The following is a 24,042-nucleotide window of genomic DNA, read 5'->3' as shown; positions in this document are numbered from 1 at the left end:
GGAGCGCCGGGCACGCGTGTCTCGCGGCGCTAAAGCCCGCCATCCCCGCGCTGGCGTTCGGCTTCCAGCGCGTCGTGGATGGGACGGCCCCACCGCTCCGCCAGGGCTCGTCCCTGCGATGAGACGCGGCGAGCCTTCTCCTCCGTGTCGTCCTCGAAGGGCAGCACGGGGTTCTTCGCGTTCCGCTCCAGGACGTCGCGCAGGCGCGGGGCGTCCTCCGTCGTCGGCTCCAGGCCGAACAGCTCGGTGAGCACGCGCGGGCCCTCTGGCTGCAACTGCCGGTAGTCCATCAGCCGCGCCTGGCCTGTCCGCGCGCGGTAGCCTCGCAGGCCCGCGTCGCAGATGGCCGCGAGGACGCGCGCGCCGTACTCGTCCAGGGGCATGCCTTCCACTTGCCCGGGCTCCAGGCCCAGGTGCGCGGGGGCCAGCAGTCCCGGCAGCATGTGCGCGCCCCGGTGGTTCTGATGCGACGCCATCACCTCCACCGGGTCCCGGTAGAGGAACAGCCACGGCACGCCAGGGAAGGCGCGCTGGAGCAGCGGAAGCTCCAGGACGTGCCACGCGTCCAGCTTGAGGAACACCGCGCGCTCCTCTGGATGGCGCTGCTGTCCCAGGGCGCCCACCACCGCGCGCAGCCATTCGATGCGCTGCGCGTCCGTGACGCCTGGCAGGAGTTGATGCGCGCGCAGCACCGTGTCCACGGGCCCGGCTTCGGACAGCACGATGTGGCGCGGCAGCGCGGCCAGCAGCTGCGCCACCAGCGTGGAGCCGCAGCGGGACATGTGGAAGACGAGCCCGCGCACTGGCAGGCCGGGCTTCTCTGCGTGTCGTGCCACCAGCGCGTCCATGGACGTCTGATGCCGGAAGAGCAGGGCGAACGGGTGTCGGAGCCGCCGCTCCAGCGTCTCGTCGAAGAACGGGTCCGTGAAGCGCTGGCCCCCCAGGTGGCACCAGTCCACGCGCGGCTGCCCGTCGTCCACATGGATGCGCGCGGGCACCCAGCCCTCCAGGTCCGGTGTCATATCCATCGCTCCCGCCAGACCCGGCGAGCGGCGCGCAGGGCCTCGTGGACGTCGTCGGCGGTGAAGTGGCAGTCGTGCGCGGCGCCCAGTTCGACCGCGCGTGCCATGAAGGCCGCGGTGTCCGGCGTCTCTCGCAGCGCGTCCTGAAGCGTGACATCCTCCAGGACGCGGAGACGGAAGCGCTCGAAGGCCTCAGCGCCCATTCACGGCTCCCGTGAAGATGTCTCTCAGCCAGTCATTCACGTCGCAGTCCAGCACCAGGTGGACGCGGTCGGTGTCGCTGGGGTTGTCCACCCGGTGGGGACGGTTGAAGTCCAGGTACCAGCACTCACCGGGCTGGAGGACGACGCGCTCGCCTCCGAGGAAGAAGGCCACGTCGGGGTGCGTGGTGATGGGGACGTGGAGCCGCACCTCGCCGTCCGCGTAGCCCAGGTTGTAGTCCGTGTGCTCGCGGATGCGCGCGCCCGCCGCGAGCTTCAGCAGCCGCGCGGCGCCAATGGGACACTGAAACGTGGCGAGCACGGCGCGCAGCGCGGGGCAGCGCGCGAGCAGCGGCGTGTCGGCGTAGCGCTCGCGCCCCGTGGGGTCCGGATAGATGCGGCCTTCCATTCCGCCAATGGAGCGCAGGGGCACGCCGCTCCACTCGCCCTCGTATTCGCGCTTGTTGAAGTGGGGAACCCACGCCTCGGCGGGCAGGGTCGCGAGCTCTCCCTGGAGCGGCGCGGCGTCGAAGTGGAAGGGCAGGCGGAGGCGGTCGGGCACGGGCGTCGACATGCGGTGCTCCTCGTCGCGGTGATGGGTTCCAGCGTGGCTCATGCCAGCCGCGGAGGCCGGTGCGCTGTCTTGGCGCGGATGAGCGCTGCCTGGGCGCGGGCCAGCGTCCCCTGCGGGTCCTCCTCACCCTCGACAGTCACGGTCGCCGATACCACAGCGGGCGCGCCCGAGGTGTCGTGCAGCTTCTGGCGCCGCGCTTCGGCCCGCGTCGCGTCCACGCCAGGGAGGGCCAGGAGGAACGTCCCGCCTTCCCAGCGCACCGCGAAGCCTCCAGGGACGCCCAGGGCTTCGGTGATGCGGGCGCCGTCTCGCAGCGCGGCGTCTCCCGCGTCGAAGCCCTGCGCCGCGTTGATGTGCCCCAGTCCCACCAGGTCCGCGAGCAGCACGCTGAAGGGCTTGCCATCCCTGCGGCAGCGGCCAATCTCGCGCAGCACCCGCTCTTCACCCACGCGCCGCGAGTCCAGCCCCGTCAGCGCGTCCACCCGGTACTGTCGCTCCCGCTCCTCACGGGCTGGCCGGTTGTGGCCGCTGTCGGCGAGCGCCAGCATCTGCGCCATGCCGCCAGGGACGGGGAAGGGCCGGGCCACCCAGCGCAGCCGGCGCGGCTGGGGACGCTCCAGGACGAGCGTCAGGCGGAGGCCTCGGGAAGACTCGGAGGCCAGGTCGAGCTGCCGCAGCGTGCTCGCCGGGTCCGCGGTGAGTCCCGCGACGTGCTGGCAGAAGGCCTCGAACGTCATAGCCGGGAAGGGCTCTGGCGGCAGGCCGAGCAGGTCCGTCATCGCGGCGTTGCACGCGTGAGGTTTGCGCCCAGGTGCCACCAGCAGCGCCGCCACGTCCAGGGCCTGCACCGCATCGCGCAGGAGCCCCAGGGCCGATGCTTCGGTGAGCGCGGGCTCCGCCTGGGCCTTCCCGGTGGCCTGGTTCACCCGGGCTCGCTGCTCCAGGTCCTCGGCGACGCGGTTCGCGAGCTCCCGCAGCGCGGCCAGGTCCTCGGCGCCCAGGACGAGCGGGCGTGTGTCGATGACGCACAGCGAGCCCAGGACCTCGCCCGTGGACGTCAGCAGCGGCGCGCCCGCGTAGCTGCCCACGACGCCGTCGCGCACCAGCGGGTTGTCACGGAAGTAGGGATGGCGCCGGGCGTCCGGCACGACGAGCGGCTCGCGCCCCTGCACGACGTGGTGACAGAACGCCCAGTCGCGCGGCGTGCCCCGGTCCTTCGCGAGAGCGGGCGGCAGGCCGACGTGGGCCTTGAACCACTGGCGCTCGCCCAGCACCAGCGTCAGCAGCGCTACGGGGACACCGAAGGCCTGAGCGACTTCCTTCACGAGCTGCTGGAGCTCCGCCTCGGGGGGGCCGTTGTCGACCAGGTGCATGGCCGCGATGCTCGCCAGCCGTTGCCGCTCCTGCTCACCGGACACCTCCGTCGCGGGGGGCTGTGGCGCGAGCTGTCCGGTGAGCACGCGCCGCAGGGTTTCCCGCATCAGCTCCGAGGAGGCCCGGCGGCTGAGCAACGCGTGGATGCCCAGCGCCTCCTTGAGCTGCCATGCGCGGACGCGCAGCTCGTCGAAGGCGGTAATCACCACGACCTGCGTATCGGCGGAGTCCTCCTGTTCCCGAAGCCACGTCAGCAGCGTGAAGCCGTCCAGCTTGGGCAGCGCCAGGTCCGTGACGAGCAGCAGGGGCGCGCCGCGCTGGCGCATGACGTCCTGGGCCTCCGCACCATCCTTGGCGACGACACCCTCCAGGCCCTCCTCCGTCACCAGGGACAAGAGGCCAGCGGCTCGCTGCGGGTCGGGCTCGGCGATGAGGGCGTAGCGGCGCATGCGGGAGCGGGGATGCTGCCACGGCTGCGGTCTGGCTCAAGGGGCCGTGTGACGCAGGGGCGCCCGGAGCGGTTGTCTGGCTGTCGGCTAGTCCTGGCGCATCGCGTCGGCGCTGGCGCGCTGGGCCGCGGGCTTCCATGCAACGAGGACCGGGCGTACGCTACCAGGGACTCAGCGTCCCTCTAACGAGGCTTCAGGCATGAGCCATCGCGTCTCGCCTCAGGCGGCTTCTGGTTCGTGGCAGGGGCAGGGGATCTCGATTACGGGACTGGGACTGGTGTCCGCCCTGGCAGGCGATGTGGTCACCAGTTGCGCCGCCGCGCGTGCAGGACTCTCCCAATGGGCGGAGCTGGATGTCCTCGTTTCGGATGAGGACGCGCTGGAGAGCGTTCCCTTGAAGGGGAAGTCCATCCCCTGGCTCACCGATGGATTCGAGGGCATTGGCAGGCTTATCCAACTCGGGCAGGCCGCGCTCGCGGATCTCCTGGAGTACTGTGGCCTTGATGCCGTAGCGCTCCCACGGACGGGGTTCCTCGTGCAACTCTCGGGAGGGGACCTCCTGGAGACACACGTCACCCGGAGTCTCGCGGCCCTGACGGATGCGAAATTGCAGGGCAGCGTCCTCGCTGAGTTCCGCGACGAGCAGGCGCGCGCTCGGGCGCTACTCTCACGCCGGGTGATTCCCGAAACACTGCAACTGAACGGGCTGTCCCTTCCCGCCCACGCCATCCAGCAATGCGTGTTCGGCGGGCCCGCGACTTTCGTCCAGATGCTCGCCCACGCCAGCGAGCTTCTGCGGACTCGGCAGCTCGACCGATGCATCGTCGGCGGCATCGACTCCTACGTGGAACTCGACGTCTTGATGTGTGCGTACGAGCTGGGGCTCGTGAGGACCCCGAGACAGCCCGTAGGGTTCTTTCCAGGCGAAGCAGCTGCCTTCGTGTTGCTGGAGCGAACGGAGGAGGCCCGAGCGCGCGGTGGGCGTATCGAGGCGGCCTTGGGGGCCATGGCCCTCCATCGGGAGTCCTTTCACCGGTTCTCAGGTGCAGCTCCCGTGGGCACCGCGCTCTTCAAGTCCATGTCGAGCTGCCTCGAGCAGAGCAAGGACGCCACCCGGCAGCCTGACCTCGCAATTGTCAATCTGAACGGCGATGAGTTCCGCGCCAGAGACTTCGGTACGACACTCGTCCGGTTGGCTGGCGTGGGTTTACCGTCCCACTTCCGGCAATGGTATCCGGTTGAGCAATTTGGAGAGGTTGGCGCGGCCACGGGGGCTGCTTCAATCTGCCTGGGCGTGAGAGGATTTGCTCGGAATTACGCCAGGAGCCCGAGCATCCTCGTGGCCCTGCTTGATGAGCAGGAAGCCCGCGGCGCCTTCGTCCTGGAGAACGCCCACGAGCCGTCTGGCGGGAGGGCCCCATGAGTGGCGATAATGAAGACCACATCGAGAAACTCAAGACTGACGAGTCCCATCAGGATGGGGAGGGCAACGGCTGTGTCACCCGTTGCATCTGGGAGAGGCAGGGAGGCAAGTTCGTCTGCAAGAAGGCAGGGCACGACCACAAAGAGAACGGCTTCAACTATCAGCTCGCCAATGAGGCGGACTGGTACAACCTGGACTTCTACAACCCAGGCGAGGCCCGGCAGCGGTTCGAGCAGATTTTCAATACCCCCATCAAGGCCGCGTACCGTGACCCCACGAAGGTCGACAAGGTCTGGTACATGGGGGCCGGCCCTTATTCCCATCTCAACTTCAAGGGCAGCGACTGGTGGCCCTGGGCCAACAACGCCCACCACATCATCCCGGTTGATGACGTGTTGACGAGTCTCCTGAAATTCGACGAACTCCAGTTGCTCCAACAGGCGAAGTACAACGTCCATAAGGGCGTGAACATCATCTACCTGCCCAAGTCAGAGAGGCGCAGCAGGCTCTATCAACTTCCCAGGCATCCCAAGTATCACAGCACCTACAGCAGGGATGTCCGGCTGGCGGTCGACAGGGTCAAACTGAAGCTCACCAAGGCGAAGGATTCCGAGGACAAGAAGAACCACAAGGCCGTCACCAAGGAGACGGCCCCGGACCTCGCCAATCACCTGCACCAGTTCTCGAAGAGGACTCGCGCGGACCTGCGGGAGTTCGGGCTCAGCAGCCCCGGTTCGCATATCAATCAGCTCTTCGAGTGGATGAACTCACGCTAGCACGCCACATCCCCACGCACGAAACCATGGCCTCATACGTCATCTTTCATGAAGCTTCCGACCCGAAGAACTGCCTCCTCGGAAAGTGCCCCGAAGCATTGGATGAGAAGCGCTGGAGGATTGCGGAAGGGCTGCGGATGGATGAACGCTACCCGCCGGATGTCACGCTGCAGATGGACGAGGAGCACCGGGGCCTCAACGTTCCCGACCTGGTCGCCAACACCCTCCACCTGTGTATCGTCTCCGGCAGACTCAAGGCGCTGCTCGAGCAAGAGTCAGGCGCCAGTATCGAGTTCCTTCCCGCGGCGATCGCCAATCACAAGGGGCGGCGCGTGTCTGGCGAGTACTTCATCGCGAACGTGCTGGATACCTACGATTGCGTTGACCGTGACAAGAGCGACTTCGACACCTTCGCGAGCAATCCCGACGAGTTCACCGGCTTGTTCCGACTCAGCCTTCGCGAGGACGAGCTCCCCGCGAACGCGAAGCTCTTCCGCATCAAGCCCATGGGCACTGTGCTCGTCATCCGCGAGGACTTGCGCGCCGCGCTTGAGGCGAAGGGCATGACGGGAGTCAACTACATCGCCATGGGTAAGCGCTGTAGCATCTACTGACCCCGCTTGCTGGGATCGTTATGTCCTCGCTCCGACCTACTCCCTTGGAAGTCATCCGGGATGACACGCTGTTCTCGCTGGGAGAGGCCCTTCGCTCCCTGCGGGTTGGAGATGCTCGCGAACAATCCGGTGAGGCCTATTCCACGGTGGCGCTCTGCCACCGCCGCCTGGCTTTCTGCGCCCTGCTCGCCCAGGCCGATGTCGGCAGGTTTGCCACCCATCTCTGTCACTCCGGTCGGGCTCGCCTCCAGTTCCTGCAGCTCGTCGCCGCCGGGCATGGAAGTGAGCCCCTCTACCGCTGCGCCAGCAAGGCCTTCTCCTTCATTGATGCGCTGACGGCGGGGCAGCTGGACCTGGCTGTGGAGATTGCCCGCCTCGAAGCAGGCAGGAGTGACCCTTCTCATGAGTACGAGGAGGACTTCCTCCTGCACCACTTCCTGCACCGTTTCACGATGCAGTTGCACGCAGGCGTGGCTTCCGAGCTGTCAGGGATTCTGGACCGGTGGGAGTCCGTGCTCCAAGGCAAGGAGGACGGCTATCTCATGGTCTGCCGGGCGCTGCATGCGCGAAGCGCCCTGGACTTCAACCAAGCGATGGAGGGCGTCATCGCGGAGCGCATCCTCACCTTCAAGAATAAGCCTCGCGACGAGGGGCCCAACGACGAGCTGCGTCGCACTGAGGGGGCCATCTTCATGAACGGATTGGCGCTCCTGAGGCTCGCTGAGTTGTGCGGGCTGGAGACGTTTCGCGAATATCCGACCCTCCCGGGGATGGCCCGCGTTCCACTGGGTGGACGACTTCCCCCCGTAGACGGCTGGCGTGCTCCGCTCACTGGCACCCTTGACTGACAGGGCGGTCAAGTCCCGAAGCTTGTGTCGTGGGTTCGAGGGAGGACAGCGCTTCGGAGGCATCAATCAGCGGCGATGGCGAGCCCGGCCTTCAGGCTCGTAGTCATGGCGTTTGTGTTGGGTTGTTTGGGATTGTCTGGAGTTGTTGCTTCTATTGGTTGGTGCCTCGTGGTGTTGAGGTGGCTTTGTCGGACGTCGATGGTTGAGCAGGCGTGTTTTGATTTGCGTCTACTATCGAGGCCTGGGGGTAGCGGATGAAGAGCCGGCGAAGTGCGCCGCGCTGCCGGCCCATCTCCTGCGCGCGCGACGCCGCGTCCACCACCAGCATCAGCGTCAGGCCCACCCACGCGGGGACCAGGGGGATAACCCAGCCCGGGTCCGACGCCAGCCACGCCACCAGCGCCGTGTGCAGGACGGCGAGCGTCACCGCCCACCGGAGGACCGCGCCGGACGTGCGCGCGCGCCGGCAGCGCCAGGCGAAGGCCGCGAGCACCGCAGCGGTCTCCAGGACGCCCAGCAGCGCCACCAGCCCCGAGGAGCGCATCAGCCGACCCGAGCGCAGGTTGTCCAGGGCGAAGGCGTGAATCTCCACGCCGGGCACGGCCACCTGGCCGGGCAGGGTGCTCTGTCCATGCAGCCCCGTGGCGGTGACCCCCACGAAGACCGTCTTGCCTCGCAGCGCCAGGTCCAGGCCCACCGAGCGCGGGTCCGTGTGCAGCAGGTCCGCCAGGCTCACCCGGGGCAGCCAGTTGGGCGCGGGCAGCCGCATCAGCGGCGCGCCATGGTCCACGGCCGCCAGTACGCGCAGGGGCTCCGCTCGCTCGGGCATCAGGTGCAGCGCGGTGGCCAGCGCCAGGGAAGGCCAGGCCTGCCCGCTGACGCCCACGGCGTAGGGATAGCGCCGGATGACGCCGTCGCCGTCCACCAGCATGTTGAGGGTGCCACTGCCCCGGGCCGCCATGCGCAGGGGCGCGATGCTGCCCGCCACCTCCTGGGCCTGGAGCCGCAGCGCCTGGGCGGGCAGGGCCAGCGGCGTGCCCAGGGCGCCGTCCTCGAGGGGCGCCATCACCGGGACGTCGTCCGTGAGCGCGGCGGCTCCCAGGACGACACCGTGCCCCTCCGAAATCGCCTCGGCCAGCCGGGCATCGCCGTCGCGCGCGCGGAGCCGCGCCTCCAGGTCCACCGCCAAGGCTTCGCCCGCGGGCTGCTCCGTCAACCCCGAGCGGCGCAGCGCCTCCAGGATGTCCTCACCCAGCTCCAGCGCGTCACGCGGCCCGGGCTGGTCGAAGACGACGTCCACCGCCACGGCCGCGGGGCGCTGGGCGGCGAGCGCCTGGAAGGCTCGAGCCCACGTGGTGCGTGACAACGGCCAACGCTCGCCCAGCGTCGCGAGGGCGCGGTCATCCACTTCCACCAACACCAGGTCCGCGCTGGGCGGCACGGCGGGCAGCAGCCGGCTCACCGCCTGGTCGTAGAGGGAGCGCTCCAGGAAGCCGGGCGCGCCACCCGTGGCCGCCGTCACCACCGCCAGCGCGATGCCCACGCATGCGCCCAGTCCCCGCGCGCCGGCGGGCGAGGGCAGACGGAGACCGTCGCGGCGGTGGGGCTCGGCGGGACTGGAGTCCATGGGCGGGGCCTGCTGGCGGACAGGGCCCGGCCATCATGCGTGCGCGGATGGGCGCACGCAACGCAGCAGTCTCAGGGCTGGACGTCGAAGGCGTAGATCTTCGAGGGGAAGCCCACGAAGCCATCTCCGTCCACGGCCATCACCCGCCAGAACCACTTGCCCTGACGGGGCCCGGGAAGCGCCAGCTCGGCGCTTTCGGTGTCATACGTCTGGACCCCCGCGGCGAAGTCCGCCGTGCGAGCCACCTCCACGCGGTACGTCGCGGCGCCCTCCAGCGTCCGCCAGGACACCTTCGGGGGCGCGGCGAACGCGCCACCCCGAGGGCCCACCAGCGTGGGCGCCGGCAGCAGCGGGCGAGGCGGCTCCGGGGGCGAGCCCAACTTCGCGCGCGAGCCATGTCCGCCCGCGACTTCGACCTCTGCCTGCTCCGCGCTGAGGGCCACCATGCCTTCCAGCGTCTCCAGCCGGCTGGTTCCGTCGTCCTGGGCCGACACGCGGAACCGGGTGCCCCGCACACCGGCCACCGCGCCGCGCGTGCGGACCTCGAAGATGGAATCCGCGCCACCCGGCGCCGCGTTCGTCTCCACGGTGCCGCGCAGCAGGTCCAACTGCACCTTGCGCTGGAGGTTCGCCATCAGCGCGATGGTGCCCATCTTGATGAGGCTGTTCTCCACCACGCGCGCCGTGCTGCCGTCCGCCAGGGCCAGTTCCGCCTGGGCGTCCGCGCCGGTGCGCAGCAGCTCACCCGGGTAGAGCGAGTCACCCACCGTCCGCGCGAGGAGCTGGGCCTCCGTCGCGCCCGCCTCCACCTCGCCGCTGGCCGCCCGCAGCCGGGCCACCGCGGGCTGGGCGGGCCGCTCCACGTAGGCGAACTGCAGCTGTGCGGGCTCACCCTCCACGGACGGCGGCGCCATGGCGGACACGCGCGTGCGGGGCACGCCCGCCGCCACCAACACGTCCGCGGCCCGCTTCGCCGCGGCCAGGCCTCGGCCGTCCAGCCGGTCCGCGTCCGGGAGCTTCGCCGCCACCGTCACGGAGCGGATGGCGGGGCGCGCCAGGACCGCCTGGGCCACGTGCGCCAGGCACGCGTCCGTCTCCGCGCCCTGGGGCGCCAGCGGCCGGCCGAACACCATCCGGCCGCTTTCGAAGCGCAGCCCGCCGCACGGCGCCTGCGGCTGCGCGGCGAACGCGGGCGCACCCGCGAGCACCACCGCCATCATCCAAGGGGCTGTCCGCATCAACGCGTGCCTCCTCCCGTCGAAGGCTCGGCGACCTTCACGATGTTGAACTCGACGCGACGGTTGTTCTCGCGCCCCTTGGCCGTCTTGTTGGTGTCCACGGGCTTCGCCTCACCATAGCCCACCGCGTCCAGCCGCTGCGCCGCGATGCCTTCCTTCACCAGGAAGGCCACCACGTTCCTCGCCCGCCGCTGGGACAGGTCCAGGTTCTTCGCGTCATTGCCCTGGGCATCCGTGTGGCCTTCCACACGGACCACCTGAATCCGCGGGTTCGCCTTGAGCGTGGAGGCCACCTGCCGCAGCAGGCTGTGGGACCTGGCCAGAATCACGTCCCGGCCCGTGCCGAAGTACACCTTGTCCAGGATGACGATGCGCGCGCCCTCCACGCGCACCTGCGCCTTGCCCTTGTCCGGGCAGCCGTCGTCATCCTTCATGCCGTTGATGGTCTCCGCCTCCAGCGGGCACTGGTCCACGGCGTCCGGGATGCCGTCCTGGTCGTTGTCGTCGTCGGGGCAGCCGTCCTCGTCCTCGAAGCCGTCCAGGTCCTCCGGCTCGTTGGGGCACAGGTCCTCCGCGTCGAAGATGCCATCCTTGTCGGTGTCCACCGGCGCGGGCGGCAGCGCCAGGGGCGCCGGGGCCGGCGTGGGCTGGCCCGCATCGGAGGGCGGCTGGTGGGCGTTCGGGTCATCCGGGCAGCCGTCCTCGTCCTGGAAGCCGTTGAGGGTCTCCGGCTCGGTGGGGCACACGTCGGCGACGTCGGGGATGCCGTCGCCGTCGTCGTCCGGGTCCAGGCACTGGTCGTCGTCCTGGAAGCCGTCGTAGTCCTCAGGCCCCAGGTCGCAGACCGGCGCCGCGGCGGCGGGGCCTGCCTTGGACTCGAACGGCGTCCAGGCCACACCCGCGAGCACTCGGAAGGACGGGGTGCCATAGCCCCGCGACAGACCCGGGCCCGCGCCCACATGCGCGTCCAGGCCCGGCGTGAAGCGGTACTTCAGCGCGGCCAGGACTTCCATGGGCCGCTCCTCGGAGCTCGTCTCCTTCAGACCCAGCGCACCCGCCAGGGTGGCCTGCGCCGTGAGGGCCCGCGTGAGGGGCACCTCGGCGCCCACCGCGTAGGCGAACTCGTTGCCCACGCGCAGGTTGCGCAGCTGCTCCTCGCGGCGGACGTTGAAGCCCACGTTGGCCAGCAGGCGGACGGCGGTGGTGGCCCACTCCGCCACGAAGCGCGGCTGGAACGTCACCGTGTCCGAGCCCAGGAACTTCGAGCCACCGCCCGTGGGCAACGTCAGGGGCGCCGTCACGGCCAGGTGGATGCCGCTGCCCGTGGAGAGCAGGCGGACCTTCGGCACCAATCGCAGGTCACCCACGCCCGTGGTCCCCACGCCGTTCGACAGGTCTGGCGCCACCGCGGCGGCGGGCTCGGAGGTCGTGTGGGAGATGGGCAGCGCCACGCCGAGCTCCACCCGGTCGAACAGGGAGATGGCGCCCATCAGGTCCAGCGTGAGCTGGCTGTCCACGATGCGGTAGAGGAACCGGTCCGCTCGTGGGTCCACGAGGTTGAGCGGGTCATCCGCGTAGTTGAGCGACGCGCCCAGGTTCCAGGACAGATGCGGCGCGATGCGCGCGCCGTGCATGCCGAGCACGTCATAGGCGCCCGGGGCCGGCTTGTACTGCTGCACGTCGATGGCCTGCGACGCCGCGGGTTGGGCGCTGGCGGTGGCCCAAGCCACCAGCAGCAACGGGGCGGCGAGCCGTGTCACGCGGCGAAGGAAGCTGCGCGGTGCGGACGGTGTGTAGTCAGGAAGGGGCATGGCGGGTCGAGGCAGAGGCGGGCCCCGTCGAGGAGCCGCGAAGGTTGTCACCGGCGGATGACCGACTCAAGAAGCGATGAGCAGGAACATCCGCCGGTGTCGTGACAGAGCGGAGGCGTTGAGTCAGGCGGCCCGGACGGAGCGGCTTCCCGTGCGGCGCGGGCGGCGCAGCAGTGGCAGGGCGAGCAGCCACAGCGCCAGTGGAGCGAAGGTGCCCGCGCCGCCGGTGCTGCAGCCGTGGCCCGCGATGGTGAAGTCGTCGTTGGCATCCAGCGGGTGGGTCCCGCCGGAGACTTCCTCGCCATCGCTGGCGCCGCCGCCATCCGTGTCGGCGTTGTTCGGGTCCGTCTCGCCGTCGTCGAGCGCGCCGTCGTGGTTGGCGTCCTCCACCCCGTCGTTCAGGCCGTCACCGTCCGTGTCCGGATTGAGCGGGTCGGTGGGGTTGGTGCCCTGCACCTCCACACCGTCGCTCAGGCCGTCGTCATCCGTGTCCGCGTCGTTGGGGTCGGTCTCCGTGGCGTCGACGCGGCCGTCGTGGTTGGTGTCCTCCTCGCCGTCCATCAGGCCGTCGCCGTCCGTGTCCGGGTTCTTCGGGTCGGTGGTGGTGGCCGGGTCCGCGTCCGGGCGGAAGTGGGGCGAGTCGCGGTCCGTATCCGCCGGAGCGCTCTCCCGCGTCACGCCCAGCTCCGTGCCGTCCAGGAGGCCGTCGTTGTCGCTGTCCGGGTCCAGCGCGTCGATGAGGCCGTCACCATCCGTGTCGGTGATGCCGTCGATTCCGTCCGGCACGCCGTCGGAGTCACTGTCCGCGTTGTGGGGATCGAGCCCCAGCGCGATTTCGGTCGCGTCGTCGATGCCGTCGAGGTCGGCGTCGAGGTCGTCCGTGGCCAGCCGCGGATCCGTCTCGTCCGGGTCCACCCGGCCGTTGTGGTTGGCGTCCTCGATGCCGTCACGCACGCTGCCACCGTCCGTGTCCGCGTTGAGCGGGTCCGTCACCGTCGTCGGATCCGCGTCCGCCACGAAGCGCGTCATGTCCGTGTCGGTGCCCTGGGGCTCGGTGAGGCCCCGCTCCAGGCCGTCCGACAGCAGGTCGCCGTCGGTGTCCCAGCGCTTCGGGTCCGTCTCACCCTCGTCGACGATGCCGTCGTGGTTGGCGTCCTCGTTGCCGTCCAGGAGGCCGTCGTCGTCCGTGTCGTCGTCGAGCGGATCCGTCCCGGCGACCTGCACCTCGATGCCGTCCGGCAGGCCGTCACCGTCCGTGTCGGGGTTGTTCGGGTCGGTGCCCAGCGCGAGCTCCTCCGTGTCCGTGAGGCCGTCGTTGTCCGCGTCGGCGGTGACCACCCAGGTGTAGGTGGCCGGCGTGGCGTCCACGTTGCCCACCGCGTCCACGGCGCGCACGTGGAGCGTGTGCGAGCCCAGCGCCAGGTCGTTGAACGTGGCTGGGTCCGTGCACGGCGCATAGGCCGCGCCGTCCAGGCTGCACTCGTAGGTGACGTTCGGCTCCGAGGCATCGAAGTCGAACGTGGCCACGGCCGGGGCCTCCGTCAGCGGCGGGCCGCTGGTGATGACCGTCTCCGGCGCCGTGGTGTCCACCGTCCAGGTGAAGGAGGCGGGCGTCGGGTCCACGTTGCCATCGGTGTCACGGGCGCGGACCTCCAACACATGCTCGCCGTCAGTCAGGCCGGTCAGCTCGCCCGGGTTGTCGCAGGCCGAGAAGGGCGCACCGTCCAGGCTGCACTCGTAAGTGACGGGAGCCTCATCCGACGCGAACCCGAAGGTGGCCGTGTCGGAGGCGCTCAGCGCCGGCGGCGTCTGGGTGAAGGTCGTCTCGGGCGGCTCGGCGTCCACGGTGAACGTGTGTGTCACCGCGTCGCTGCTGTTGCCGGCCTCGTCCGTCGCGGTGACGGAGACGGTGTGCGGACCCTCCGCCAGCGTCGTGCCGACCGGGAGGGTCCACTGGCCCGAGGCATCCGCCTCCGCCGTGCCGACGGTGTTGCCGTCGACCACGACCACCACCGTGCTGTGCGGCTCCGCGGTGCCGGTGTACGTCACCATCGCGGTGTCGAGCACTTCGCCGCTGGCGGGGGAGGTGATGGCCACTGCGGGCGCTTCGGTGTCCACCTCCCAGGTGTGCGTGGCCGGCGTCGCGTCCACGTTGCCCGCGCCGTCCACCGCGCGCACCGCCAGGGTGTGGCCGCCGTCCGCCAGCGGACCGAACTGCGCCTCCGCCGTGCACGCCGTGAAGGCCGCGCCGTCCAGGCTGCACTCGTATGTCACCGGGGACTCGTTCGAAGAGAAGACGAAGGACGCGAAGGTCTCGTTCGTCAGCGCCTCCGGGCCACTGTCGATGGCGGTGTCCGGCGCCGTGGTGTCCACCGTGAAGGTGACGCTCGCCGGGGCGCTGTCGTTGCCCGCGGAGTCGGTCGCCGTGACGACGGCCGTGTACGTGTCATCACCCAGCGACACCGGCGGCGTGAAGCTCCAGTCGCCGGAGCCGTCCACGGCGATGGGGCCGTAGGTGGTTCCGCCCAGTGTCACGTGGACGGACACCGCACCCTGCGCGGAGCCGGTGAGCGTCACGGTGCCCTCATCGAGCACCGCGCCAGCGGCCGGCGACGCGATGACCGGCGCGGCCGGCGGCGTCACGTCCACCGTCCACGTGTAGGTGGCAGGCGAGGCATCCACGTTGCCCGCGCCGTCCACCGCGCGGACCCACAGGGTGTGCTCGCCCTCGGCGAAGCCCTGGAACGTCACAGAGCTGGCGCAGGCGGTGTACGTCGCGCCATTCACGCTGCACTCGAAGGTGGAGCCCGCCTCGTTGGCGGCGAGCTCGAACGTCGCGGACGTCGCGTTCGTCGGTGAGGTGGGGCCGGACACGATGACGGTGTCAGGCGCCTCCGTGTCCACGGTCCACGTGTGCTCGGCCGGCGTCGGGTCCACGTTGCCCACGGCGTCCACCGCGCGCACGAGGAACAGGTGCTCGCCATCCGCGAGGCCGGCGTACGTCACCGGCGAGGCGCAGGGCGCGAACGACGCGCCGTCCAGGCTGCACTGGAAGCCCACGCCGCCCCCTTCGGAGCGCAGCTCGAAGGTGGCCGACGTCTCGCGCGTGAGCGCCGCCGGAGCGGCGTCGATGAACGTCTCGGGCGCCGTCAGGTCGATGACGAAGCCGTGGGACACCGGGCTGGAGGAGTTCCCCGCCGCGTCCACGCCGGTGGCGATGATGGTGACGGGGCCTTCCGGCTGCGCATCCGGAATCGTGAAGGTCCAGTCGCCGTTCGCGTCCACCGCGATGGGGCCATATGTGGCGTTGCCCACCTCCAGGTAGACATGGCTGCCCGCGTCACCCGTGCCAGTGAGGGTCGGCGTCGCGGTGCCCACCTCGGCGCCGTTGGGGGGTGAGACGATGGCCGGATCATCCGGCGGCGTCAGGTCCACCGTCCACGCGTGTACGGCCGGCGTCGGGTCGACGGTGCCCAGGGCATTCACGGCCCGCACCGCCAGCGTATGGGGGCCTTCAGCCAGGCCGCTGAACACCGCGGGGCTGACGCAGGACGCGAAGGCCGCGCCGTCCAGGCTGCACTCGAAGCCGACGCCGCCGTTCTCCGTGCGGAGCGTGAAGGTCGCGGACGTCTCGTGGGTGAAGGCCGCGGGGCCGGAGTCGATGAAGGTCTCCGGCGTGGACAGGTCGATGGAGAAGTCATGCGACGTCTCCTCGCTGGTGTTGCCCGCCGCGTCCGTCGCGGTGGCCTCCACGGTGTGCGGTCCCTCCTCGAGGGCCTCCGGGCTGGCGATGCTCCAGTTTCCGTCGCCGTCCGCCGTCACCGTGCCCACCACGTCACCGTCCACCACCACCGTCACTTGCGCGTAAGGCTCCGCGGTGCCCTCGAAGACAGGCGTCGCGGTGGCGATGGTGTCGCCGTCGCCGGGCAGGGTGATTTCCGGAGCGTCCGGAGCCACCGTGTCCACGGTGAAGGAGGTGGGGGCGCTCGGGTCGCTCACGTTGCCCGCGGCGTCCGTGGCCGTCACCGTGACGGTGTGAGCCCCCTGGTCCAACATCACGGGCGGGGTGAAGGTCCAGTCGCCATTCGCATCCACGGGGGCGGTGCCCAGCACGGTGCCATCCACCGTCACCGTCACCAGGGTGCCCGGCTGCGCCGTACCCGAGATGACAGGCTGCTGCGTGGGCACCGAGACGCCGTTGGCCGGCACGTTGATGGCAGGCGCGTCCGGCGCGGTGGTGTCCACGGTCCAGGTCCGGGTGGCGGGCGTGGGGTCCCCGTTGCCCGCGGCATCCACCGCGCGCACCGCGAAGGTGTGCGCGCCGTCCGCAAGGCCCGTCATCGTCACGGGGCTGGTGCAGGCGGCGAAGGGCCCTCCGTCAATCGAGCACTCGAAGGTGGCCGGCGTCTCGCTGGAGGTGAAGCTGAACGTCGCCTCGGTGTCCGCCGTCGCGCCCGAGGGGCCACCGGCGAGGGTGGTGTCCGGCGCGGTGCTGTCGATGGTCCACGAGTAGACGGCTGGCGTCGGGTCCGTGTTTCCAGCCGCGTCCACGGCGCGGACCTCCAGCGTGTGGTTGCCCTGCGACAGCGCCGGGAAGGTCAGCGGGTCGGTGCAGGGCGTGAACAGCACCTCCCCGTCCAGCCGGCATTCAAACGTCACGGTGCTCTCGTTGGCGCTGAAGTCGAACGTCGCGTCCGCGGAGGTGGACAGCATTGGCGGCGTGCTGGCGAAGGTCGTCTCCGGTGCCACCGTGTCCACGGTCCACGAGCGGGTGGCGGGCGTGGCATCGACGTTCCCGGCGGCGTCACGGGCGCGCACCGCGAAGGTGTGGTTGCCCTCGGCCAGGCCGGTGAAGGACGTGGGCGAGGTGCAGGCGGCGAAGGTCGCGCCGTCCATGCTGCACTCGAAGGTGGCGGGGCTCTCCGTGGCGTTGAAGGTGAACGCCGCGCTGCTCGAGGACGTCATGCCGGACGGTCCCGTGAGCAGGGTGGTGTCCGGCGCCACCGTGTCCACGGTCCACGAGCGGGTAGCGGGCGTGGCATCGACGTTCCCGGCGGCGTCACGGGCGCGCACCGCGAAGGTGTGGTTGCCCTCGGCCAGGCCGGTGAAGGACGCGGGCGAGGTGCAGGCGGCGAAGGTCGCGCCGTCCAGGCTGCACTCGAAGGTGGCGGGGCTCTCCGTGGCGTTGAAGGTGAACGCGGCGTTGGCGGAGTTCGTCGTCCCCGAAGGACCGCTGACGATGCTGGTGTCGGGAGCAGACGTGTCCACCGTCCAGGTCCGGCTGGCAGGCGTGGCGTCGATGTTGCCCGCCGCGTCCACCGCGCGCACCTGGAGGGTGTGGTTGCCCTGGGACAGGCCCGTCAACGTCCGCGGATCCGAGCAGGCGGTGAAGGCCGCGCCATCCAGCGCGCACTGGTACGTCACGCCACTCTCATTGGAGCCGAAGTCGAACGTGGCGCTGGCGGAGTTCGTCAGGCCGGACGGGCCGCTGACGATGGTGGTTTCTGGCGCCACGGTGTCCACGGTCCACGCGCGGGTCGCGGGCGTCGGGTCCACGTTGCCACCCACGTCCACCGCGCGCACCAGGAGGGTGTGGTTTCCCTGCGCCAGTGACGCATAGGTGGCCGGCGAAGCACAGGACGTGAAGGCCGCGCCGTCCAGGCTGCACTCGAAGGTGACGGGGCTCTCGTTGGACGCGAAGGTGAAGCTCGCGCTGGTGGAGGCCACCGCCCCGGTGGGCCCGGTGAGGATGTTCGTGTCCGGGGCGACGGTGTCGACGCTGAAGCTCACCTGCGTGGGCGGGCTGACGTTTCCGGCCGGGTCACTGGCCGTGACGGTGGCGGTGTGCGTGCCCTCCGGGAGCGTCGCGCTGGTGCAGGACCAGGCGCCGGTGGTCGCGTGCGCCGTGGCGCTGCAGACCTCGACGCCATCAATCACCACGCTCACGGTGCTGCCGGGCTCGGCCGTGCCGGTGAAGACGGGCGCGCTCGTCACCACGACGCTGCCGGGCGCCGGGGCCGTCACCACGGGCGCGTCCGGAACGGACACGACGATGGTCGTCGGCCCGGTGGTGCTGGGGGAAGGGGAGCTGGTCGCGGAGCTGGCGGGCGCGCCGCGCTCACCCTCCGCGGTGATGGTGGCCTGATTGGCGATGACGCCGGAGGCATCCGCGTTCACCACGGCGCGGAAGCGGATGCTCGTGCTCTGGTTCAGCGCCAGGCTGCCGCCCAGGGTGGCCGTCGCGCCCGTTCCCAGGCGCACGGTGATGACGCCCGCGGCGCTGACCTCACCCACGTCGTCTCCCGACGCATCCGTCACCGCGCCCGCGTTGGGGCCGGAGACCACCTCCAGCGAGCCCGGCATATAGGTGAGCTGGGAGGGGAGCGGGTCGGCGAGGACGGTCTCGATGCTGACGTCGTCACCGGTGTTGGTGGTGACGATGGTGTATTCAATGACGTCGCCGCCGCGCAGCGAGCCGTCCGCGCGGGGATTCACGGGCGACGCCGTCTTGTACGTGTTGGTGAAGTCCGGCCGGAGCGTGGCGATGGACGTCGCGAAGGCGCCCAGGATGTAGGAGTCACCGGAGGACGTCGCGGTCACCGTCATGGACGTGGCGCCGCCCGAGACACGGTCGGTGATGTCCACGATGTCCAGGTCCACGCCGGACATGCTCCCCTGCGCGCCCGTCAGCCGGGGCAGGTCATTGGCATGCGTGGCCGAGCTGCCCAGCTCCGAGCGCGTGCCGTTGAAGAAGTTGTTCGAGGGGTTGCTGCCATCGGAGATGGCCACGCCGTTGACGCGGAACTGGTCGCCGGTGCGCGTGGCGTCACCTTCAAAGGCCAACACGCCCAGCTTGGCGTCGAAGCCAGACGGCGGGACATTGAAGCCGGACAGCGTCACCGTCTGGGGATTGTTATTGCTGACGTAGTCCATGCCATCGAAGAGCGTCAGGTTGCGGATGGGCGAGCCCGGGTGCCGGTAGAAGACGACCAGCGCCCAGGCGCTGAACGGGTCCGTGCTGTTGAGGCTGGCGATGGGGGCCGCATCCACGTCACTGACCTCGAAGACGCCCGTGCCATGGGCGGCGACCAGGCTGGTGACGTCCGCGGAGGATTCGTAGATGTACCGGCCATTCGGGGCGTAGCTGTGCGTGACGTCCGCCGTCAGCATTTGTGAGAACACGCCCGGCCGGCTGAGCTCCGCGGTGGTGTCCGGCGTCCGGTTCGACGTGGTGGTGGACAGGTGCGCCGCCCAGTACAGGCGCGCGTACGTCACGATGGCGCCCGCGGGAATCTGCAGCGCGGCCCGCGTCCGGGCCTGGGTGGCCGACACGGACGTGTCTGCGAAGGCCGTGCCCGTCTCAATGGTCCAGTACACGTCCACGGAGTCATCCGACGTGTTCGACCCGCAGCTCCCCACGGTGCCCACCAGAGGGCTGGGAACTTCGCTGGAGCAGTCCTGGGCCAGCGTGTTGCCCACCATGAGGATGTCGCCGCGCTGATTCGCGGTGTGGCGCAGGACGGGGGCCGCCGTTGCCTGGGCCGCCGATACGGCCACCAGGAGGGCAAGCGCCCAGGACAGACGTGTTGTCTGCCTTCTGGTTTGGGGCCGTGCGGCATAGGCCGAGAAAGCGCCGTGAGGCGTGGAATCCCAGACTAGTAACTGCCGCCGGGGGGAAGGCTCGTTGGGGATCGGGGCTGGCTCAGTCACGCCGAGATGCCAGAGCAACCGGGGTGCCAACGTGAAATAGTGAAGCCTCAGCCGAATTGTCTGCGTTTGAAGCCAGCCTGGAACGCAACAGGAGGGTGGTTGTCCGGAGCCTGGATCTGGTTTCTGGAATCTGGAAACGCGTGCGGTGGGGCGCTTCGCGGACACGGCGAACGGAAGTCTGGGATTGCTGATCTGGAGCCCGGGTGGACTCGCGTGCGGCGGCAGGGGCGCGAACTACACCGCGGCGGCGGCGAGCAGGCGGGAGACGTGCTCGGCCAGCGCGGGCAGCGGCTGGGGCTTGGAGAGCACCAGGTCCACGCCCAGCGCCTGCGCGCGGTCGGTGAGCTCCTGGGTGGCGAACGCCGTCAGCAGCACCACCCGCGTCTGGGGGGTGAAGCGGCGCACGAAGTCCGCCAGCATCAGCCCTTCTTCGGAGAGCGTTCCGCTCAAGCGCAGGTCGCTGATGACCAGGTCGTAGCGGCCCGTCGTCATCAGGTCCAGCGCTTCATCCAGCGCGCCCGCCGAGTCCACGCGGTAGCCGGCCCCGGAGAAGAACTGGCCCAACACCCAGCAGAGGGAAGACTCGTCGTCGACGATCAGGATGTTCTGGGCCACGGGGCGGGCCCTCAAGCAAGCTCAGGGCCAGGGACGGGCTTGTCTCGGTTCCATGTAAATTCCGATGCTTGCTCCCGCGCTCCGGCCCGCGACTGCGTGCTGTGTCCAGGCTACGGATCCGGTTTCTGGAATCCGGACCGGTTGATGCCCAGGCGCTTGAGCCGCTCGTAGAGGGAAGAGCGGGGGATGCCGAGCCGCGCGGCGGCGCGCTCAACGTGCCCGTGCTCGCGGCGGAGGATGCGCTCGATGTGGCGGCGCTCCAGCGCCTCGAGGGTGAGGTGGTCGTCGGCGTCGGAGGCGGCCTCGTTGGCGACGGCCTCGAAGCGCAAGTCCTGCCGGGACAGGGGCCCGCCGCCGGACAGCAGCACCGCGCGCTCCAGCACGTTGCGCAGCTCGCGGATGTTGCCAGGCCAGGCGTAGCGGGTGAGGGCCGTCTGGGCGTCGGGTTGCAGCCCCACGCCGCCCCGTCCCCGCGCCGCGCCCAGCTCCGCCAGGAAGTGGTGCGCCAGCTCGATGATGTCCTCGGGCCGCTCACGCAGCGGGGGGACCTGGAGGATGAGCGTGCTGACGCGGAAGTAGAGGTCGCTGCGGAACCGCTTGTCGCGGGCGGCCACGCCCAGGTCCTGGTGCGTGGCGGCGATGAGGCGCACCTCCACGCGGCGGTCCCTCACGTCGCCCAGCCGCCGGAAGCGCTTCTCCTCCAGCACCTTGAGGAGCTTGGGTTGGACGGCCGAGTCCATGTCGCCAATCTCGTCCAGGAACAGGGTGCCCCGGTCGGCGACCTCCAGCAGGCCCTGCTTGGCGGACACCGCGCCGGTGAAGGCGCCCTTCTCGTGGCCGAACAGCTCCGAGTCGAGCAGGTCCTTGGAGAGCGCCGCGCAGTTGAGGTCCACGAAGGGCGCGTCCTTGCGCGGGCCGCCTTCATGCAGCCAGCGCGCGAGCACGCTCTTTCCGCTGCCCGTCTCCCCGGTGATGAGCACCGGGCTGTCGCTTTCGATGATGCGCTCGGCCTGCGCCTGGAGCGCGCGGATGGCCGCGCTGCCACCCACGAAGGGGTCCACCGCCCCACGGGCGATGCGTGAATGCTCCGCCAGCAGCCGCTGCCGCTCGCGGCGCTGCGCCACCAGCCGGTCCAGCACCACCTTGAGGACGGCCAGCTCCACCGGCTTGGTGAGGAACTGCTCGGCGCCTTCCTTCACGGCCTGGACGGCCAGCTCGATGGAGCCATGGCCGGTGAGCACCACCAGGGGCACCGACGCGTCGATGTCCTTGAGGCGCGGCAGCAGCTCCAGCGCGGTGCCGTCCGTGAGCCGGTAGTCCACCAGGGCCACGTCCGGACGCGTGGCGCGGAACGCCTCCTGCGCCTCGGCGAGGCTGGTGGCCTCGTCCACGTCGAACCCATGGGCGGTGAGGAAGCCCCTCATGCCCAGGCGGATGCCGGGCTCGTCGTCCACGAGGAGGATACGGGTACGCGTCATGAAGCCAGGGAGTCTACGTGCTGGGTTGATACAGGCGAAGAAACAGCTGGAAGCAGCAGGGTGACCTCCGCGCCGCCCTCCGGGTGATTGCGCAAGCGGATGACACCCTGGTGCTCCTCCAGGATGCGCTGGACGATGGACAAGCCCAGCCCCGTGCCGCCGCGCCGCTTGCTGAAGAAGGGCTCGAAGACATGGGGCAGGTCCTCCGCGCGAAAGCCCGGCCCGCCGTCCCGCACAGTGCACCGCACCCAGGCCCGGCCCGCCTCTTCCACTTCCTCCGTCGCCACCCGCACCGCGCTGCCCGACGGGGAATGCTGCACCGCGTTCTCCACCACGTTGCGAAACACGTGAAACAAACGCCGGGCGTCCATGCGAACGCGGGGCAGCTCCGCCGCCAGCTCGCGATTCACCTCCACGCCGGCCCGCTCACTGGCCAGGGCGCACGCGGAGAGCGCATCCGCCACCACCGGGAGCACGGGGCCTTCCACCCATTCGCCGCGGGTGGGGCGGCCGTACTCGAAGAGCTCCTGCGTGAGGTGGTTGAGGCGCTTCACCTCGCCGCGCAGCACGTCGACGTAGGGCTTGAGCTCCGCGCGCGCGCCGAAGGTCGCCTCCACCGCGTCCACCACCGCGGAGATGGAGAAGAGGGGGTTGCGGACCTCGTGGGCCACGCCCGCGACGATGGCGCCCATGGCGGCCATCGTCTCACTGCGCCGCAGGCTGGCCTGGAGCTCCAGCAGGCGCGTCACCTCCGTGGCCACCAGGATGATGCGCGAGTCCTCGCCGCCCGCCTCCTCCACCCACGTTGCGGACACCTCCCACGTGCGGCGCGACACCGGGTCGCCCAGCTCGCGGGTGGCGCTGGCGTGGGTGCGGCGCAGCTCCTCCACCAACGGCAGCGCGTGGGACCAGGGGGGGGCGCTGGCGGCGGTGAACAACGGCTGGCCGGACGGGTCCATGCCTCCGAAGAGCGCGATGGCGGCGGCGTTGAGACGCTGGACGGTGCCATCCGCCCCCAGCACCATCAGCGGCGAGGCCACCGCGTCGAAGGTGCGGCGCCACTCCTGGGCGGAGCGGCGGAAGCTGTCATGCAGGCGCTGGCGCAGGTCATCGGCGAGCCGCCGGTCGGTGATGTCGGTGACGACGCAGCCGACATGCAGCTCCCCCTGCGCATCCAGCGCGGACGCGGCGGCGCGGCTGCGCACCCAGCGCACGCGGCCGTCGGCGCAGATGAGCCGGTGCTCCAGCTCCGCCTCGGCGCCGGGCGCCAGGCCCTCGATGCGGGCGCGGTAGCGGGCGCGGTCCTCGGGATGGATCATCTCCGCCCACAGCGGCGGCGGTCCGCCATCCGGCGCGGGCTGGACGAACGCGGCGGCGGCATAGCCGGTGGTGCGCTCGATGACGGGCGTGCAGTAGAAGTCGCGCAGCCTCCCGCCGCGCAGCTTGCCGCCCCACAGGTAGTCCGGCAGCGAGCGCGTGAGCACGTCCAGCCGGCCCTCATGCTCCTGGAGGCTCTTCTCCGCGCGCATGCGCTCGGTGAGCTCGGACATCGCGGCGATGACACCCAGCACCTCGCCGTTCGCGCCGCGCACGCGCAGGTAGCTGCCGAACCAGAAGCGGCTCTCGCCTGGCGCGGCGGGCGTCTCCACCTGGAGCAGGGTGTCCTGGATGGAGGCCCCCGTGCTGAGCGCCAGCTGGAGGCGCGGGGCGATGCGCTTGCCCAGGTCGGGCATCACCTCGGTGACGTGCCGGCCCAGGTGGCGCTCCGCGGGCAGGCCATGCATCGCCGCCAGGGCCGTGTTGACGTGGACGTAGCGCAGCTCGCGGTCGAAGAAGGCGAAGCCCACGGGCGTCACGTCCATGACGGCCTCGCGAAGCGCGCTGGCGTCGTCCGCGCTGCGCAGGGCGGCGTCCCGTGCGCGGTGCGCGCGCTCCTGGGTTCGCAGGAGCATCAGCGCCAGGGTGCCGCTGACGAGCAGCCCCACCGCGGCGGTGAGGAGGACGCGGGCCGGGGTGCTCACCGCCCCGGAGTAGCGCCAGACCCCCTCGACGGCCGCGGAGAGCGTCGTGGCCACCAGGACGGCCAGCAGCAGCTGTCGACGGGAAGGGGACTCGTGCATGCGGTGGGCGCGGGAGCTTAACCGCAATCCTCGGCCGGACGGTGGCTCGTCTGGCATTGGCGTGCCGCCCTGGTGGCGTGGCGGGCGAGAGAACGGGTCCATGGATTTCCACAGCCGGAATTTCAGGGCCTGGGACTAGATTGGAGGTCGCCAACCTGGATGC

At 70.4% G+C, this 24,042-nt stretch carries 15 protein-coding genes; 4 read left to right on the top strand and 11 right to left on the bottom strand.

Features of this window, described 5'->3' with window-relative positions; all coding sequences use genetic code 11:
- Nucleotides 1–29 precede the first annotated feature (29 nt).
- From HV826_RS00595 to HV826_RS00580, 4 genes are read right to left on the bottom strand one after another with little or no spacing between them, the layout of a single operon-like run.
- Nucleotides 30–1,028: a sulfotransferase family protein gene (locus HV826_RS00595; RefSeq protein WP_255216977.1), complete on the bottom strand. Its 999-nt coding sequence runs from the start codon at nt 1,026–1,028 to the stop codon at nt 30–32.
- Nucleotides 1,019–1,225, bottom strand: a complete 207-nt coding sequence (locus HV826_RS00590) for a hypothetical protein (RefSeq protein WP_176415054.1) — start codon at nt 1,223–1,225, stop codon at nt 1,019–1,021. The genes HV826_RS00595 and HV826_RS00590 overlap by 10 nt, the downstream gene beginning before the upstream one ends.
- Nucleotides 1,215–1,796, bottom strand: coding sequence for an aspartyl/asparaginyl beta-hydroxylase domain-containing protein (locus HV826_RS00585; RefSeq protein ID WP_176415053.1), 582 nt, complete (start codon nt 1,794–1,796; stop codon nt 1,215–1,217). Before HV826_RS00585 ends, HV826_RS00590 begins: the two co-directional genes overlap by 11 nt.
- Before the next feature lie 38 nt (nt 1,797–1,834).
- Entirely contained in the window at nt 1,835–3,619 is a 1,785-nt protein-coding gene (locus tag HV826_RS00580; RefSeq protein ID WP_176415052.1) for a GAF domain-containing protein, read from the bottom strand.
- A gap of 199 nt (nt 3,620–3,818) precedes the next feature.
- Here HV826_RS00580 and HV826_RS00575 point away from each other — a divergent pair, with 199 nt between their 5' ends.
- From HV826_RS00575 to HV826_RS00560, 4 genes are read left to right on the top strand one after another with little or no spacing between them, the layout of a single operon-like run.
- Complete coding sequence (locus tag HV826_RS00575; protein ID WP_176415051.1) at nt 3,819–5,042, top strand: hypothetical protein; 1,224 nt, start codon at nt 3,819–3,821, stop codon at nt 5,040–5,042.
- The gene (locus tag HV826_RS00570; protein ID WP_176415050.1) at nt 5,039–5,818 is read left to right on the top strand and encodes an AHH domain-containing protein; all 780 of its coding nucleotides are present in this window, start codon (nt 5,039–5,041) and stop codon (nt 5,816–5,818) included. Before HV826_RS00575 ends, HV826_RS00570 begins: the two co-directional genes overlap by 4 nt.
- Before the next feature lie 26 nt (nt 5,819–5,844).
- Complete coding sequence (locus tag HV826_RS00565) at nt 5,845–6,432, top strand: imm11 family protein (RefSeq protein WP_368670818.1); 588 nt, start codon at nt 5,845–5,847, stop codon at nt 6,430–6,432.
- 44 nt (nt 6,433–6,476) lie between these two features.
- Entirely contained in the window at nt 6,477–7,280 is an 804-nt protein-coding gene (locus tag HV826_RS00560; RefSeq protein WP_255207631.1) for an immunity 49 family protein, read from the top strand.
- Nucleotides 7,281–7,431: 151 nt separating this feature from the next.
- On the opposite strand, the gene HV826_RS00555 is transcribed toward HV826_RS00560, so the two are convergent.
- The 7 genes from HV826_RS00555 to HV826_RS00525 all read right to left on the bottom strand — a co-directional run bounded on the left by HV826_RS00555 (nt 7,432) and on the right by HV826_RS00525 (nt 23,879).
- Nucleotides 7,432–8,907, bottom strand: coding sequence for a CHASE2 domain-containing protein (locus HV826_RS00555; RefSeq protein WP_255216976.1), 1,476 nt, complete (start codon nt 8,905–8,907; stop codon nt 7,432–7,434).
- Between the two features lie 71 nt (nt 8,908–8,978).
- Nucleotides 8,979–10,145 (bottom strand): FecR domain-containing protein, encoded by a 1,167-nt coding sequence (locus HV826_RS00550; RefSeq protein ID WP_255216975.1) that lies wholly within the window; start codon nt 10,143–10,145, stop codon nt 8,979–8,981.
- Nucleotides 10,145–12,007 (bottom strand): OmpA family protein, encoded by a 1,863-nt coding sequence (locus tag HV826_RS00545; RefSeq protein WP_176415047.1) that lies wholly within the window; start codon nt 12,005–12,007, stop codon nt 10,145–10,147. Before HV826_RS00545 ends, HV826_RS00550 begins: the two co-directional genes overlap by 1 nt.
- A gap of 72 nt (nt 12,008–12,079) precedes the next feature.
- The gene (locus tag HV826_RS37815; protein WP_176415046.1) at nt 12,080–19,513 is read right to left on the bottom strand and encodes an Ig-like domain-containing protein; all 7,434 of its coding nucleotides are present in this window, start codon (nt 19,511–19,513) and stop codon (nt 12,080–12,082) included.
- Between the two features lie 387 nt (nt 19,514–19,900).
- Complete coding sequence (locus HV826_RS00535; RefSeq protein ID WP_368670805.1) at nt 19,901–20,281, bottom strand: response regulator; 381 nt, start codon at nt 20,279–20,281, stop codon at nt 19,901–19,903.
- Between the two features lie 110 nt (nt 20,282–20,391).
- The gene (locus HV826_RS00530) at nt 20,392–21,759 is read right to left on the bottom strand and encodes a sigma-54 dependent transcriptional regulator (protein WP_176415044.1); all 1,368 of its coding nucleotides are present in this window, start codon (nt 21,757–21,759) and stop codon (nt 20,392–20,394) included.
- The gene (locus HV826_RS00525; protein WP_176415043.1) at nt 21,756–23,879 is read right to left on the bottom strand and encodes a PAS domain-containing protein; all 2,124 of its coding nucleotides are present in this window, start codon (nt 23,877–23,879) and stop codon (nt 21,756–21,758) included. The genes HV826_RS00530 and HV826_RS00525 overlap by 4 nt, the downstream gene beginning before the upstream one ends.
- Between the last annotated feature and the right edge of the window lie 163 nt (nt 23,880–24,042).

Origin of the sequence: Myxococcus sp. AM010 (genome assembly GCF_013372585.1) — a bacterium.
Taxonomy (GTDB): Bacteria; Myxococcota; Myxococcia; order Myxococcales; family Myxococcaceae; genus Myxococcus; species Myxococcus vastator.
Note: the sequence above shows the minus strand (reverse complement) of the source record. Positions and strands in the feature narration are given on the sequence as shown.

Excerpts from the sequence above, each read along its gene's own strand:
- HV826_RS00595 (WP_255216977.1), bottom strand. The coding sequence starts at position 1,028 with ATGGATATGACACCGGACCTGGAGGGCTGGGTGCCCGCGCGCATCCAT.
- HV826_RS00590 (WP_176415054.1), bottom strand. The coding sequence starts at position 1,225 with ATGGGCGCTGAGGCCTTCGAGCGCTTCCGTCTCCGCGTCCTGGAGGAT.
- HV826_RS00585 (WP_176415053.1), bottom strand. The coding sequence starts at position 1,796 with ATGTCGACGCCCGTGCCCGACCGCCTCCGCCTGCCCTTCCACTTCGAC.
- HV826_RS00580 (WP_176415052.1), bottom strand. The coding sequence starts at position 3,619 with ATGCGCCGCTACGCCCTCATCGCCGAGCCCGACCCGCAGCGAGCCGCT.
- HV826_RS00575 (WP_176415051.1), top strand. The coding sequence starts at position 3,819 with ATGAGCCATCGCGTCTCGCCTCAGGCGGCTTCTGGTTCGTGGCAGGGG.
- HV826_RS00570 (WP_176415050.1), top strand. The coding sequence starts at position 5,039 with ATGAGTGGCGATAATGAAGACCACATCGAGAAACTCAAGACTGACGAG.
- HV826_RS00565 (WP_368670818.1), top strand. The coding sequence starts at position 5,845 with ATGGCCTCATACGTCATCTTTCATGAAGCTTCCGACCCGAAGAACTGC.
- HV826_RS00555 (WP_255216976.1), bottom strand. The coding sequence starts at position 8,907 with ATGGACTCCAGTCCCGCCGAGCCCCACCGCCGCGACGGTCTCCGTCTG.
- HV826_RS00550 (WP_255216975.1), bottom strand. The coding sequence starts at position 10,145 with ATGCGGACAGCCCCTTGGATGATGGCGGTGGTGCTCGCGGGTGCGCCC.
- HV826_RS00530 (WP_176415044.1), bottom strand. The coding sequence starts at position 21,759 with ATGACGCGTACCCGTATCCTCCTCGTGGACGACGAGCCCGGCATCCGC.
- HV826_RS00525 (WP_176415043.1), bottom strand. The coding sequence starts at position 23,879 with ATGCACGAGTCCCCTTCCCGTCGACAGCTGCTGCTGGCCGTCCTGGTG.